The organism is Marinobacter sp., assembly GCF_041686475.1.
GTDB lineage: Bacteria > Pseudomonadota > Gammaproteobacteria > Pseudomonadales > Oleiphilaceae > Marinobacter.
Map to the genome: position 1 here is coordinate 1 of NZ_JAWLDU010000023.1, position 15,049 is coordinate 15,049.

Annotated in this window: 10 protein-coding genes and 1 pseudogene; 5 read left to right on the forward strand and 6 right to left on the reverse strand. The window is 56.1% G+C overall.

Going from position 1 to position 15,049, the window contains the following annotated elements:
- From ACESMB_RS07365 to ACESMB_RS07385, 5 genes are all read right to left on the reverse strand, one after another.
- Window positions 1-867 (reverse strand): hypothetical protein (locus ACESMB_RS07365; RefSeq protein ID WP_372971213.1); only part of this gene is annotated, 867 nt, incomplete at its 3' end.
- Between the two features lie 10 nt (window positions 868-877).
- Window positions 878-3,649, reverse strand: coding sequence for a hypothetical protein (locus ACESMB_RS07370; RefSeq protein ID WP_372971214.1), 2,772 nt, complete (start codon window positions 3,647-3,649; stop codon window positions 878-880).
- Window positions 3,646-4,239: a condensin complex protein MksE gene (locus ACESMB_RS07375; protein ID WP_372971215.1), complete on the reverse strand. Its 594-nt coding sequence runs from the start codon at window positions 4,237-4,239 to the stop codon at window positions 3,646-3,648. The genes ACESMB_RS07370 and ACESMB_RS07375 overlap by 4 nt, the downstream gene beginning before the upstream one ends.
- Window positions 4,232-5,506, reverse strand: a complete 1,275-nt coding sequence (locus ACESMB_RS07380) for a hypothetical protein (RefSeq protein ID WP_372927434.1) — start codon at window positions 5,504-5,506, stop codon at window positions 4,232-4,234. Before ACESMB_RS07380 ends, ACESMB_RS07375 begins: the two co-directional genes overlap by 8 nt.
- 227 nt (window positions 5,507-5,733) lie before the next feature.
- On the reverse strand, window positions 5,734-5,970 hold the full coding sequence (locus ACESMB_RS07385) for a type II toxin-antitoxin system Phd/YefM family antitoxin (RefSeq protein ID WP_372971216.1): 237 nt from the start codon (window positions 5,968-5,970) through the stop codon (window positions 5,734-5,736).
- Between the two features lie 384 nt (window positions 5,971-6,354).
- On the opposite strand from ACESMB_RS07385, the gene ACESMB_RS07390 reads away from it, so the two are divergent.
- The 5 genes from ACESMB_RS07390 to ACESMB_RS07410 all read left to right on the forward strand — a co-directional run bounded on the left by ACESMB_RS07390 (window position 6,355) and on the right by ACESMB_RS07410 (window position 14,671).
- Window positions 6,355-8,070, forward strand: a complete 1,716-nt coding sequence (locus tag ACESMB_RS07390) for an NADH-ubiquinone oxidoreductase-F iron-sulfur binding region domain-containing protein (RefSeq protein WP_372971217.1) — start codon at window positions 6,355-6,357, stop codon at window positions 8,068-8,070.
- 11 nt (window positions 8,071-8,081) lie between these two features.
- A complete protein-coding gene (gene fdhF, locus ACESMB_RS07395; RefSeq protein WP_372971218.1) occupies window positions 8,082-10,940 on the forward strand; it encodes a formate dehydrogenase subunit alpha in 2,859 nt (952 codons plus the stop codon).
- Between the two features lie 212 nt (window positions 10,941-11,152).
- Window positions 11,153-11,500, forward strand: coding sequence for a nucleotide pyrophosphohydrolase (locus tag ACESMB_RS07400; protein ID WP_372971219.1), 348 nt, complete (start codon window positions 11,153-11,155; stop codon window positions 11,498-11,500).
- Window positions 11,501-11,760: 260 nt separating this feature from the next.
- Entirely contained in the window at window positions 11,761-13,662 is a 1,902-nt protein-coding gene (locus tag ACESMB_RS07405; protein ID WP_372971220.1) for a DNA/RNA helicase domain-containing protein, read from the forward strand.
- Window positions 13,663-14,026: 364 nt separating this feature from the next.
- On the forward strand, window positions 14,027-14,671 hold the full coding sequence (locus ACESMB_RS07410) for an SOUL family heme-binding protein (protein ID WP_372971221.1): 645 nt from the start codon (window positions 14,027-14,029) through the stop codon (window positions 14,669-14,671).
- A 33-nt stretch (window positions 14,672-14,704) separates the two neighbouring features.
- Here the strand turns inward: ACESMB_RS07410 and ACESMB_RS07415 are convergent.
- Window positions 14,705-15,049, reverse strand: a pseudogene (locus tag ACESMB_RS07415) (short-chain dehydrogenase); the annotation flags it as partial.

Genomic DNA, 15,049 nt, shown 5'->3' on the forward strand with positions numbered 1-15,049 from the left:
TTCTAGAAAGGCGGCCTCTTGCTCTAACGCCTTACCGCTCAGCTTAAGGGCCTCAATAAGCCCCAGCACCTCATCCGGTTCCTGATCCAAATTTAAACTTTCCTCGGCATTGGCAACATATTTAAGGTTATTTCGCCATACCTCAGAATTGCCATAGCGCTCCAATTTGCGTTTCCAGTCAGGCATTAGCCAGAGTTCGATGTCTTCACCTAGCGCTATACGCAGGCGGGCATAGTTCTCGAGACCGACGCCATCATAGTCTGGAAAGAAAAGAATCCGTGGACTTCGTTTTTTTCCGCACAACCACTCGACCAGCCGTTCGCTAACCTGGCCCTGATAATAAAGTATAGATCCGTGCAGGCCCTCGGGCACCCAGCTGGTATCGTCCAGCAGGCCCTGATTTTCCACTAGCCACAATGGACTGTCTGTGACCAGGGAAGTTTCCACCTGGCTGATATCGATGGCGAGGGCGCCGGCGAGAGATGTCAGTTGCCACAGGTCGAGTGACTCACCATCACAATTCCAGGTTACGCCCGCAGTTGTTGCTTTCAATAAATGGTAAGAAGCCACATGCGATTTCTTTCGACCTTTTGTGGACCGGGTAAACGCGAGGTTTTGTGCCCGAACTGGCAGCGCCTGATTGCCTGATTCATCACCAGGCCTTAACTCACGAAGGTTGTGCAAAAAGACTGTCGAGTTGCTGACCCGATAGACGGTGCCATTGCCCTGGCGCATCTTGGTTACGCAGGCTGTTCTGAGCAGGAACTCATCAAGCACCCGTTTTTGTGAGGGGGTGAACCGTGAACCAAGGCATTCTCCGCCGGAATCCTCAAGTTTGATCAATGCTTCTCTGAGCGATCTGTTCATTGATGGAAACTCATGTCTCGACAGCTTCAAGCGGCTGCAGAATCTGCCAGTGCTTGCGGCTTATATGGTTCTTGCCGTTACTCATCTGTTGGATAGGTACGCAGTAATGGGCGGTAATCAACGGTGAGGGCGAAGCGAACATTAGTGCAAAACCGAATTCGGACGCTGTTTTGATCAGGCTTCTCTGGTTGGCGGCATCCAGCGCCAGGGCTTCATCCAGGTAGCACAACGCCTGGACATTGCGGGTCTTGTCCTGCATCAGGTGCAGCATGGCCAGCCCGGTGACCAGCTTGGCCATCAGCACGGTGCCGTTGGAGGCTGCGCTGTCGATGTCATCAAAGCTTTCGATGGCCTGGTTCTCTTTGCCCAGTTCGAAGGTGAGACGAAACAAATCGGCAACCTTCAGCCCGTGGCGAGCGCTACCTTCGTCGATCAGTAACTGGCGGGCTTTGTCCAGCTGACTGTCGTCCAGTACGCTGGACTGATTGAATAGCTCGAAGGATTCACCGGACTCCACTTTTTCTGCCGTCTGGATTAAAAGGTCGATGGCTTCCACCAGATGACTCTCTTGAACCGGCTGAATTCGGAATACCTTGAGGTCCGACAGTTTCCTGCGGCTGATCAGCCGGTTAAACTCATGCATGGCATTTTCGAATGACTGCAGGTTGCCGCGAAGATCCCTTAGGCTGGCCGTCACAGTGACCACGGCGCTACGGGCTTTCTTTTCCAGTGCTTCTGCCTCTCGGGCCAGGTGATGGCGGAACTCCACCATCAACCGGATTTCCTCTTCCGGGTTCGGGGCATACTGAAATTTGGTCAGGCCACAGGTGTGCAGGGTGATGCGCCGGTGGTGCAGATCCCGGTCTAGCTCCTTCAATTGATAACAGTCCCTCTGATAGTCACGCAGCGTTTGCGCCAATTGGTCGAGCGCCAACTCGGGTTCGCCTACCCAGGGGGTATGGGGTAGGTCAGCCAGCCAGTTGAACTGTTCGTCGGTGTCGCCACGGTTCTGGCGGATGCGATCTATTTCCTGGTGAGCAGTGTCCAGGGTCTGTCTGTTTTTGGCCAGTTCCTGAATCTGATCCCTCAGCGTTTGCTGCTGTGTGCTGGCCTGTCTCTGGGCTTGATCAATCTCGGCCAGCTCCTCCCTGGCTGCTGCCATTTCTTTTAAGCTATCCGGGCGTGAATTCTGAAGATGAGTCAGCTCGTCAAACTGTTCCAGATCTTTTTCCAGGCTTTTTACTTCCTGCTCCAGTTCTGCCTTACGCTTCTTCTGGGTGTCCATTTCCCGGGTGGCTGACCGCTGTTCCTGCAATTGCCGGAGCCGGTTCTGGCAGTCATTAATCAGTTGAGCAATCTCGTCGCCTGATCGCTGTTGATGCTGCGGTGCCTGATGTTCAACAGAGAGATTTAGCCCGGGAAGTTCAAACCGGTGGGCGGACATGTCCTTCAGCCATTGTCGAAGCTGGCCGGAATCCAGTTGATAGTCTCCCGGGGGCAGGGTAAGCAGTTCCCGGTTGAGCCCCCGGTTGAGAGCACTGAGCTGGTCTTCGGAGAGGTGTTGTTTGAGCGTGAGGTAAAGGTTGTCCGACAGCGTTTCCTGTTCCTTACGGAGTGCCGAAAGCTCCTGTTCCTCGCGCCGGAGCTGATGGTTAGTGGCGGCAGCAGACTGTCCATGGGCATTGGCGAGCAGGGCGATCTGACGGTCGCGTTCTTCGGTAGCGCTGGCAAGTTGCTGCTCGAGCTGGCTGCGATCGTGGATCAGAGTGAACCGGTTCTCCAGTTCGTCACGGCGCTGCTCATTCTTCTTCAATGTCGCCAGCTGCTGATTGAGCTCACTATGGCGACGGGTTTGATCCCTGTCCCTCTGAAGCAATTCCTCTTCCTGCTTTTGCAGGTTCCTATGCTGATGATCGAGGCTTTCGCTTTGTGTCTGGTAATGATTTTGCCAGCGTTGCAGGCCATCGTCGATGAGCGGTCGTCGGGCAACGATTCGGCCTCTGGTGGCGAGTCGCTCGTCCTGTTGCCGCTCCAGCTCGTCGATCAGGGTTTGCTGGTTATGGGCTGCCCGATATTGTTCCCGGTCCTGGTTCACCTCAGCGAAGGCCTTGTCCCATTCCTGTTTGAAATCCACCACTGAGTCCGGCAGCTGGCGGCTGAAGATCTGCAGCAGATGGTGTTTTACTTCGCCGGAACTGAGTTTGTCCAGGCGCAGGGTCCGGGTGAGAACCTGACGGTAGGCGTTGGCATCCTTGCGGTTCTCCAGCCGGAAAACGGTAAATTCGGAGCTGGTCTGTGCCCGCCTACGGGCACCGCCGTAGACCATTTCGGCAAACTCAGTCGATGAGTAGAAATTGGCCGTCCGCCCGTGGTAAGCCAGCTGCTCCAGCAGCTGTGGCTGCGTCACCAGCTTGCCATTGTCCAGCCTGTACTCCTCGATATGCAGAGGGCCCCGATAGGCAAAATATGTGTAGTCATGACTGAAACCCTTGCCCACACAGCCAAGCACCACAGAGCCCGATTCAGGCAAAGTGACTTCCAGCAGAATATAACTGCTGTTGGATGGGAAGTAGAAACGTCTGGCTTTGTCTTTGTCGTGGGCACCAAAATCCAGGTGCCGTTTGTCGATAATCAGCAGGTATTGCAGGGCATTAATCAGGCTGGTCTTACCAGTATTGTTGGGGGCAATGAGAGAAACTGACTCATCCAGAGGGAGCTCAGCGCGCTCATAGCCGGCGCTGTTGAGAAGTACCAGCTGCTGGAATCCGTAATCGGAACTCATAGGGAATTATCCTCGTCGTCCTGATCGCCTGCCCAGGACACATCTTCATCCTGATCCACCTGGCTGGCCAGTTCTTCGTAATGGTCCAGGTAACGACACACAGCCGGCAACAGCTGCCAGGCTCCGCTATCGTAACGGGCAAAGCCGAAGTTTTCTGCGGTTCTCATCAGGCCCAATAGGCCGGATATATCCAGCTCTTCGGCCTCCAGCAGGTCCTGGTGTTGCTCGAAAACCGTTGTCAGCAGGGTTTGATCGATTCGCCAATACTCGAATTTCATCAGCGGAATGCCGGCATCCGCTTGAGTATCAAAGATGACCATGAACAACAGGGCCAGTTGCCGGGTGGCTTTGTTGGTATTGCTGCTTCCGTCGTCCTGATGGAACCAGGCGAAGCCCCGGCCATCAAGGCGAAGCTCAAAACCAAGTGCGGTAAAAATGGCCACATAGTCGTCGAGGTTGCGTTCAAGCTCTTCCCATAACACCGGTTCCGCAATCCGGTTGAGGTGCCGGCCCCGGTTAAACCAACGAAAAAGCAGGGCCAGGTTTGGCAGGTTGTTGGCAATTTGCTGGAATTGGCTGGTATTACTCACTAGTTTCATTCACCGGTTGTGTCAGACGGTAGGGCCAGTAATGCACTGAAACCCGGGAAAGGTTAGATGTTGTGGACTGCGCGTCCAGCTCCAACTCCCATTGATCCTCACGTGCCAGATCATGGTACAGCCGCAGAAGAACCTGGTCAGGTAGGGAGGGGTAGTGAAGCTTCAGCCACTCCAGCAGGTTGCTGACCGGGAGGTCCTTTAATAATTTTTGCCGGAGCTGGTCTTCGTCAATCCATTCAGCAATGGTCACCGGAGCAGCATCCACTTCGTCCGGAAAGTTTTGATTATCCGGCTCAAACTGCCTGGCCTCGGCCATAATTGTTTTCACCTCGTCGCCCACCGACACATTGCGGCTCTGATTCACCCGCCATACCGGCAGCCAGGGCTGATCCTGGCGTCTGCGAAAGGTGCGGTTGAGCCCTTTTTTGCGAACCTGGCCGAGCAGCCTGCTAATAGCCGAGGATAAATTATTGTGCTGGCGTGCTTCTTCTCGCAGAGGCAACAGAAGATCCGCACATTGCTGAGCGGTGACTCGCCCCAGTCGGCGCAGTTCTTTGGCCTGATAACCAACGTGCCTGAGACGGTTGAGGTGACTATAAAGTGCGCCTTTGATAACCAGGCGATTGTAGCCGAGGTCGAGGGCGTCTTCCGCTGCGGCAAGGTGGTGGTAGAAAATGCCGGAAGGCCCGGAATCCATCATCTCGTTCATCGGTTCAACATACTGATCGTAGGCGTCGAGGACAGACTTGTAGCGTTTTGCGATAGGCGCCCGGGTGTCCGCCGATTTTGCCTGCTCGGCCAGCTCGGCAATCGCGTGGCGGTCCTGCTCGAGTTGGCGGGCAATATCTCTGAACAGGGTAGATAGTCGGTTAATGGCCTGGGTCTGCTGGCCGGTATCTCCGGCTTCGATACCTGCGGTGAGGGTCTCTGTCGCGCCACGAATCGCTTCGATGCGCGCCTGAATGACTGAAGACAGTCCCAGTTCATGTTCATGCGTCAGGCCACGGACAAACTCAAGTACATGGGCGTTGACCACGAAGCTTTCAGAGCGACTTTGAACCTCCAGTACGCCACTTGCCAAAAGCCTCCGTAGCGCCTCCCTGACTTGAACGTCGTCCAGGGCCGGTTGGGCCTGGCGAATGGCAGCAAGAACCTGCTCCTCGGAGAACGCCGGCATCTCCCGGGTGGCCCGAACCAGTGCCTCGACAGTTTCCCATTGCTCAAAAAGTGTTCGAGTGAGGTGTTTTGGGCTAGCCATGGTGATCAGTCGCCCTTTGACGCAAGGCGGGCGTCTATGCCAAAGAAAACTGCCGCGTTTACCAACGCTTCATCCTCACTGATTAGTTGAGCCTGGTGATGTTCTGCGCATGCCAAGTGAAGTGCGTGCAACTTTCTCAAACTTGTCTTCCTTGTGCCAATCCAGTGGCTCGCTAGCGTGCTCTTTTCTGTAGTAGGGGAGAACGGCGCTGGTATCGAAGTACAACATTAATAGCGCTCTTCATCTCTGAGTTCCCGCACCGCATGGGCAGAGCTTTCCCGGAGGGGTGGCAGAGATGCCCTGAGTTCCGAACGGTTTGGAAACTGAATCTTTTCGGGCAGGGCTGAGGTCAGGCGCGCGGCAGGTTTACCGTGGCGCAGAATCACAACTTCTTCTCCTGCGGCCACAGCGTCCAAAAGATTGGAGAGCTTTTCCCGGGTTTCTCGAACATTGATCGTTTGCATGAATCTCACCCTATTCGTGTACACAATGAGCGTACTCTTAGTGGGAGTTCCATAGCAATCAGGTCTGTTGGGGATTTTTCGGTTTAATCTAACTCACTCAGAAACTCTCTGTTCCGGCACAAATCTGATCGTTGTCCTCGGCCGCTTCGTCGGCTTGATCAACCATAATGATGACGCATAGCTTCCGTTTCATGGCCGCCTTTGAGCCGTATTGTAACTGTCAGAGCCGGGAGCCAGATAAAAAGGCCAACTAAAAACGACGTAGTCCGGTGCAAGTCCGACAGGCTGCTGGCGGCAATCCGTCCGAATATGCTTCAATGAATGCCAAGTGGTCAGGCCAGCCAGCCAGGCTGCCTTTGCTACCTTGAGGCCTGGACAAAAACAATGAGCACAGAACAAAAAGTGGTCAAACGCCGGCGCTCTGCGCTTCGGGGCCGGCAACTCGAACCGGCTTTGCTGTCGGAGCTGCGGGACCTGATCGGTGACGAACGTATTGATTCGTCGTTGCGTGACCGTGATCGTCTGATCGAGCACCTGCATGCCGTGCAGGATGACTTCGGTTATCTTTCCATGCCCCACCTCCGTGCCCTGGCCTCCTTCATGAATCTGCCAATGGCCACCATTTATGAAACGGCTACCTTTTACGCCCATTTCGACGTTATTCACGACGAGCAAACGCCACCGCCCGAGATGACTCTGCGGGTGTGTGATTCGCTCTCCTGTCGTTTGGCCGGAGCGGAGGCGCTGCATCAAGCGCTGTCTGATGGGGCTGATCCCGAAACGGTAAGAGTCCTGCGCGCGCCCTGCATGGGGCGCTGCGAAACGGCGCCCGTGGTAGCGGTCGGGCATCATCATGTGCTGAATGCCACCGCCCGGAATGTTGAGGCCGCGGTAGAGCAGTGGCAGGTTCAGCCAGAGGAGGTCTCGTGGCCGCGTCTGTCAGACTATCGTTCGGCCGGTGGTTATCAATTGCTAACCGATTGCCGTGAAGGGCGGGTGAGCTTCGAATCGCTGGCGAACGAACTCGAGGATGCCGGGCTTCGCGGCCTCGGCGGCGCCGGATTCCCCACCTTCCGCAAATGGCAGGCCGTGCGGGCTGAGCCGAGGCCGCGCTACGCGGTGATCAACGCCGACGAAGGTGAACCTGGCACTTTCAAAGATCGCTATTACCTGGAACGTGAACCCCACGTATTCCTGGAGGGTGCTTTGATTAGCGCCTGGGCGGTTGAGGCGAAGGCTCTATATATTTACCTCCGGGACGAGTATCCCGGGCTGCACAGAGTGCTGACCGAAGCCATTGCCGAGCTGGAAGCGGCGGAAATCGTCAAGCCGGGGTTTATTATCCTGCGCCGTGGCGCCGGGGCCTATATCTGCGGCGAGGAATCTGCGCTGATCGAGTCCCTGGAGGGCAAGCCCGGCAAGCCACGCCATCGCCCGCCGTTCGTTGCCCAGAAAGGGCTCTTTGGTCAGCCCACCCTGGTGAATAACGTCGAGACGGTTTACTGGATTCCGCGCATCCACGCCCGGGGCGCCGAATGGTTCGCCAGCCAGGGGCGGCATGGTCGTCGCGGCCTTCGCAGCTTCTCGGTCTCCGGGCGGGTTGCGCGGCCCGGGGTGCACGTCGCCCCCGCGGGCGTCACCCTCTATGAGTTGATCGAGGAATACTGCGGCGGCATGGCGGAAGGGCATCGCCTCCTGGCCTACCTGCCCGGCGGGGCCTCCGGCGGCATACTGCCAGCCAGCAAAGCCGACATACCCCTGGACTTCGACACCCTGCAGGAGCACGGCTGCTTTATCGGCTCGGCAGCTGTGATCGTTCTGTCGGATCAGGACAATTTGGCCGACGCGGCTTCCAACCTCCTGGGCTTCTTCGCCGATGAGTCCTGCGGGCAGTGCACGCCCTGCCGTGTGGGCACCGAGAAAATGCTCACGCTGCTTGAGCGCGACACCTGGGATGAGGACACGCTCCAGCAACTGGCCAGAGTGATGGCGGATGCGTCCATTTGCGGTCTGGGCCAGGCTGCACCGAATCCGGTACTGAGTCTGCTACGGGACTTCCGCAGCGAACTCGCCAACAGCAACCTTATAGCAAAAGGTTAGGGGAGGCAGCCATGAGTGATGCAACCACAAGCTTTACCCTGACACTGGACGACGCAGAAGTTCAGGCCTTCGCCGGTGAAACCCTGTGGCAGGTCGCCAAGCGCGCCGGCGAGACCATCCCGCATCTTTGCTTTAAAGACGTCCCGGGATACCGCGCGGATGGCAATTGCCGCGCCTGCATGGTGGAAGTGGAGGGCGAGCGGGTGCTCGCCGCCAGCTGCATCCGCGAGGCCGCGCCCGGCATGGTGGTGCGAAGCGCAGCCTCCGCCCGTGCCCAGGACGCCCGCCGAGCGGTGCTGGAATTGCTGCTGGCCGACCAGCCCGAGCAATCGCAAAGCCCGGACCGTTCCAGCCACCTTTGGCATACGGCGGACCAACTGGCCATCGATGCGAGTGCCGTGCGCCAACGGCTTCCGGCCCGTTCTGAGCGCAACGAACCCACGGTTCACCACGTTGCCCCGCGGCCGGATTCGCTGGCCCACGCCCGGGGCCATGACGCCAGTCACTCTGCCATGAACGTTAATCTGGACGCCTGCATCACCTGCGGCTTGTGCGAGCGCGCCTGCCGCGAAGTGCAGGGCAACGATGTCATCGGCCTGGCGCACCGTGGCGCCGCGTCCAAGGTGGTGTTCGATTTCGATGACCCCATGGGAGACAGCACCTGCGTTGCCTGCGGCGAGTGTGTGCAGGCCTGCCCGACCGGTGCACTGATGCCCGCGACCCTCATCGACGCCGAGGGCCGCGGAGATTCCGACACGGCCGATCGCACCGTTGACTCTGTTTGCCCCTACTGTGGGGTGGGTTGCCAACTGACTTACCACGTGAAAGACGAGCGTTCTGAGGCCGGAGAGCAGGGCGGGCGTATCCTTTATGTTGAAGGTAGGGATGGGCCCTCAAACCAGGGCCGGCTCTGTGTGAAGGGGCGTTACGGCTTCGATTATCCCTCGCACCCGGCACGGCTCACCCGGCCGCTGATTCGTCGGGAAGGCGTACCCAAGGGGCTCGACCCTGACTTTGAGCCGGCCAATCCGCTAACCCATTTTCGAGAGGCAAGCTGGGAAGAAGCCCTGAATCTTGCAACAGGCGGCCTGACCCAACTGAAAGCGCAACACGGGCCGGATGCGCTGGCCGGCTTCGGCAGCGCCAAGTGCTCCAACGAAGAAGCCTGGCTGTTCCAGAAGCTGGTGCGCACCGGTTTCGGCTCCAACCACGTTGACCACTGCACGCGCCTTTGCCACGCCAGCTCCGTCGCGGCGCTGATGGAGTGTCTGGGCTCTGGCGCAGTCACCGCTTCCTTCATGCAGGCGCTCGAGGCCGACGTGGTGATCCTCACCGGCTGCAACCCGGCGGTGAACCACCCGGTGGCCGCGACCTACTTCAAGCAGGCGGCACGAAACGGCACCAGACTGGTCATCATCGATCCACGGGGCCAGGCGCTGGATGCTTATGCGTGGCGCAGCCTGCGTTTCTCGCCGGGTGGCGACGTGTCACTGTTTAACGCCATGCTCAATGTGATTCTCAGCGAAGGCCTCTTTGACCGGGCCTACATTGATGCCCACACCGAGGGCTTCGAGGCACTGGCAGCCAGTGTTGCAGATATGACACCGGAGGTGATGAGCCCGCTCTGCGGCGTTGAGCCAGAGGTCATTCGCGAAGTGGCCCGAGCCTACGCGGACGCCGACAGAGCGATGATCTTCTGGGGCATGGGCATTTCCCAGCACGTGCACGGCACCGACAACGCCCGCTGCCTTATTTCCATGGCTCTTACCTGCGGCCACACCGGCCGGGCCGGCACCGGGCTCCATCCTTTGCGCGGGCAAAACAACGTGCAGGGCGCATCCGACGCCGGCCTGATCCCCATGGTATTGCCTGACTACCAACCAGTGGGAGACGCCCAGCTGCGCGCCGCTTTCGAAGAGCTCTGGAGCACCGAACTTGACCCGGAGCCCGGCCTCACCGTGGTGGAGATCATGGATGCCATCACGGCGGGGACAATCAAGGGCATGTATATCCTCGGTGAGAACCCCGCGATGTCTGACCCGGATCTGACCCACGCCCGGGCCGCGCTCGGTGCCCTGGAGCACCTGGTGGTGCAGGACCTGTTCGCCACCGAGACCGCCCAGTTTGCCGACGTTATCCTGCCTGCCGCCGCCTGGTCGGAAAAAACCGGCACCGTTACCAACACCAACCGTCAGGTGCAAATGGGCCGTGCCGCGCTGCCGCCCCCGGGGGAGGCAAAGCCCGACTGGTGGATTATCCAGGAAATCGCCCGGGGTTTCGGGCTGGGCTGGAACTATGCCGGCCCCGAGCAGGTGTTTGCAGAAATGAAGCAGGGCATGCATTCACTCGATCATATCTCCTGGTCCCGACTGGAACGCGAAGGATCGGTGACCTATCCGTGTCCCGCCGACGACGCCCCAGGACAGGACGTTGTCTTCTCGGATGCTTTTCCACGTGCCGGGGGCCGGGCCAGGTTCTCGCCAACCCGGCTACTGCCGCCGGATGAGCCGGTGGATGAGGCCTATCCCATCGTGCTAACAACCGGTCGACTGCTTGAACACTGGCACACAGGCGCCATGACCCGTCGCAGTCGGGTACTGGATGAGCGGGAGCCAGAAGCTGCGGCCTACCTGGCACCGGCGGAGTTGGCGCGCCTGGGCATCGAAGCTGGTGATGCTATCGACGTTGTCACCCGGCGCGGAAGCATCACCTTGACGGCACGCGTCGATCAGTCCATGCCCGAGGGCATGGTGTTCATACCCTTCGCCTTTGTGGAGGCGGCCGCCAACGTGCTCACCAATCCGGCGCTGGACCCGTTCGGGAAGATTCCGGAGTTCAAGTATGCAGCGTGCCGGTTGAGCCCGGCGTAGACCCGCACGTCTAGTAGCAGTTTCTGAAAGAATCAATCCTGCTCATTCTGGTATCCAGCGACAAGCAGCTCGAAGATATGTACTTTATTTTTTTGATGCAACCAGTCGACATGTTCATTATGGATTATGTGGACCGGGGCATTCGAATTTGGTTAATGTGCGACTAAATTGAGGACAAACGGTTGTGTCATCAGAACGGGAGTTTGACGTAAATGGATTCGCTGGAAGAATTGCGCTTGAAACTGAAGAAATTCGCTGAAGAGCGCGATTGGCGCCAGTTCCACTCACCGAAAAACCTGACCATGGCTCTTTGTGGTGAGGCGGGTGAGTTGTCAGAACAATTCCAGTGGCTCAGTGAGAATGATTCGAAGAACCTCAATGAAAAGCGGCTAGCAGCAGTGAAAGACGAAATCGCGGACATCCAGTTGTACCTTATTCTCCTGGCAGATTCTCTGGGCGTCGATATTGCCGAAGAATCGGCCCGAAAAATCGAGGTAAATGCCCTCAAATACCCTGTTGCCAAAGCTAAAGGCAGGTCCAATAAATATAACGAGTTGTAGGGGTTATTTGTGATCGTCTATTCGGCTTCCAAGGCGGAATTTGTTGAACACGTGAGGTTCAAATCGTTGAGCTGAAACAGTGGTCCGAAGCAGAGATTACGGACAAAGACGCAATTGTCAGAACGTTCCTGAACGGGTCTATCCGCGAAGTAAACCATCCTTCCTACCAGGCCTGGTCATATTCAGCCCTGATCGAGGACTATAACGAAACGGTCCGGGAAGAACGCATCGGCCTTCAGCCGTGCGCCTATCTGCACAATATGGATAGTGGTCTGGCCATTAACGATTCTCGCTATTCTGAGCACACCGAAAGAGCGCCGGTTTATATTTCAAGCGATGCTAAAAAGTTGTCGGATTTTCTCAGGCGAAATATCCGGTATGGCGACAGCGACAACATCATGTATCGAATTGAACATGGTGTAATCAAACCGTCAAAAGGGCTTGCTGACGCCCTTGCCTCAATGCTTCGTGGGAATAGGGAATTCATTCTGCTGGATGAGCAGAAACTTGTTTACGAGACCGCGCTGGAGCTGGCGGAAAGAGGGCGCGAAACTCCAAAACAGACGTTCATCGTGAAGGGTGGACCGGGTACGGGTAAATCGGTTGTTGCAATTAACCTTATCGTTGAAGCAACCAATAGGGAGATGCTGACCCAGTTTGTCAGCAAGAACGCCGCACCCCGGGAAGTTTTCAAGGCACTCCTGACAGGTACTATGCGCAAAACCCACATCGATAACCTGTTTCGCGGTTCTGGGGGCTATACCGACACCGAGAATAACTTCTTTGATTTGCTGGTCGTTGATGAGGCCCACAGGTTAAACGAAAAATCTGGCCTTTACGGGAACCTGGGGGAGAACCAGATAAAAGAGCTGATAACCAGCGCCCGAACCTCGATCTTCTTTATTGATGAAGATCAGCGCGTCACGCTCTCGGATATCGGCACGGTGGAAGAGATTCGGTATTTTGCGAAGCAATTGGGTTCAGAGATAACTGTCCTCGAATTGAGTTCCCAATTCCGTTGCAATGGTTCTGACGGTTATCTGGCGTGGGTTGATCATGTTCTTCAGGTCAGGGAAACCGCAAATACAACGCTGGATGGCATCGACTATGATTTTCGGGTTTTTGATGATCCGAACGAGCTGCGAAACGTTATTGAGCAGAGAAATCGCCGCGCCAACAAGGCACGGCTGGTAGCCGGATATTGCTGGGACTGGAAGAGCAAGAAGGATCCAGGCAGTTTTGATATTGAACTCCCTGAGCATGATTTCAGGGCAAGATGGAATCTGGACAAGCACGGCGCCAAATGGCTCATCGCTCCGGATTCGATAAGTGAGATTGGCTGTATCCATACCTGCCAGGGACTGGAGCTCGACTACGTAGGCGTGATTATCGGAGATGATTTTTTAATCCGGGATGGCGTTGCGGTTACAAACGCTGGCGCGCGCTCAAAATCGGATCGGTCTGTTCGTGGATACAAAAAAAGGCTGAAAGAGGATCGAGAGAGCGCCCTCGCAGATGCTGACATGATCATCAAGAACACTTATCGCACCCTGATGACCCGAGGTATGAAAGGATGTTACGTCTACTCTTCAGATGCAGAAACCAGAGAGCATTTTCGTAGCTTTGCCGAAACCCAGATCACTGAACATACGGATGAAGTGTCTGCCCAGCCAGTTCCGTATGAGGTGGTCGATTACAAATCAGCAACCCCTTATGACGGTTTTGTGCCTCTATACGACCTGCAGGCAGCAGCTGGCGAATTTAGTGAATTCCAGTTGCCTGCCGAAGAGGTTCAGTGGGTAAATCTGCCGGAACATTTTGCCACCAGGCCGGGTCAGTTTGTTGCGCAGATTGTTGGCGAATCGATGAATAAGCGCATACCCAATGGCGCTTGGTGCCTCTTTAACGCGCACCCGGGAGGAACGCGAAATGGCAAGATAGTCTTAGTGCAGCATCGGGCTATTGAAGACCCTGATAACGGCAGTTGCCTTACCGTCAAACTGTATCGCAGTAAAAAAACGATGTCCGGCGATGAACTCGTTAACGAAAAAGTCATCTTGATGCCGGTCACTAGCGCTCATGGTTATCAAGATATCGTGATTGAAGACGATGATCTTAACGACTTGAGAGTCGTTGGAGAGTTTGTTGCGGTGTTGGCCTGAGACCAGTAATTCAAATTGAATATATCGTTGTCGATGAATTTCACAATTTGGCAGCGCCCATCTATCATAGGACTTTGAGTTTTTGTGCCGCAATGTCTCCTGAGACTTACAGCAACTCCAGACCGGATAGACCGCTCGGATATCCTGTCGTTGTGTGACGACAACCTGCTTGCCAATAAGCTCGTTACTTATGGGCGCTCCAAAGGCGCTCATTGGCCAAGCGAAGACTATGTCATTCTCGAGGCCCGGGAGATTCTTGGCGGGCGGATTGATGCAACGAATCGTGGTTTAGCCTCTTTTTAACAGTGTCCGTGGTAGCCTAAGGATAGTTTGGCCCTGACAAAGCATATTACTGGAGTGGCTTATGAACGTGCTTTCTGAGGCGCTTTCGCGGAAGGCGGCGTTAGTCATCGCACTGTGTTCAATGTTCTTATCGGCAACCACCATGGCGACAGAAGAAGCGGAATACACAGTACTCCTGAAGGAGGAGAATCTGGAAGTACGTCAGTATGAGCCGCAGATTGTTGCAGAGACCGTCGTCGATACGGAATTTGAAGACGCGGGCAGTGAAGCTTTTGGTCGTTTGTTTAAATACATTTCCGGCAATAACCAATCCCAGCAGGAAATCGCCATGACCGCGCCCGTTGGCCAGGTGGCTGAGGGTCAGGAAATCGACATGACGGCACCAGTAGGGCAAGCCCGGGTTGATGGTAAATGGGTAGTCAGTTTCATGATGCCCAGTTCGCTTACGATGGACAGCATACCGAAACCCAACGACGAACGGATCGCTTTACGTTCTGTGCCGGAGCAGACCATGGCGGCCATACGATATTCCGGGTTTTGGAGTGAATCAGGTTACCAAAAGAACAAATCCAGGCTGGAAAGGTGGATTGATGAAAAGGGGTATAGAGCAACTGGAGCGCCGATATGGGCCCGTTATAACGCTCCGTTCATGCCGTGGTTTATGAGGAGGAACGAAGTGTTGACTCCCATAGAACAGGTGCAGTGAAACCTCGAATCATGATTTAACGAAACAACGAATTCAAACCATCAAGATGATTCTCTGGATCGACCGGGGAATAAACCGGGTGATAAATTCGGCAGCGTAGGTCTGGGGTGTAACCAGATATCGAGGCTTGGGACGTCCCGCTTCTGCAGCCCTGACAATCTTTTTCGCGACGTCCGACGCACTGGCTGTAAAGGGCTTGATTCTGGCGCCTGGCGCGAGCGCTGCCTCCATTGCTTTGTACTTTTCCCGGTGCACGGCGCTTGCCCGGCCAAGCACAGGCTGCAAAGCCGCCAGGGCATGTTCTCTGAACCGGGTCACCACGGGGCCCGGGAGCACAAGTGAGACACTTTCCAGGCTGTTGCTGCCCTGTTCATCAAA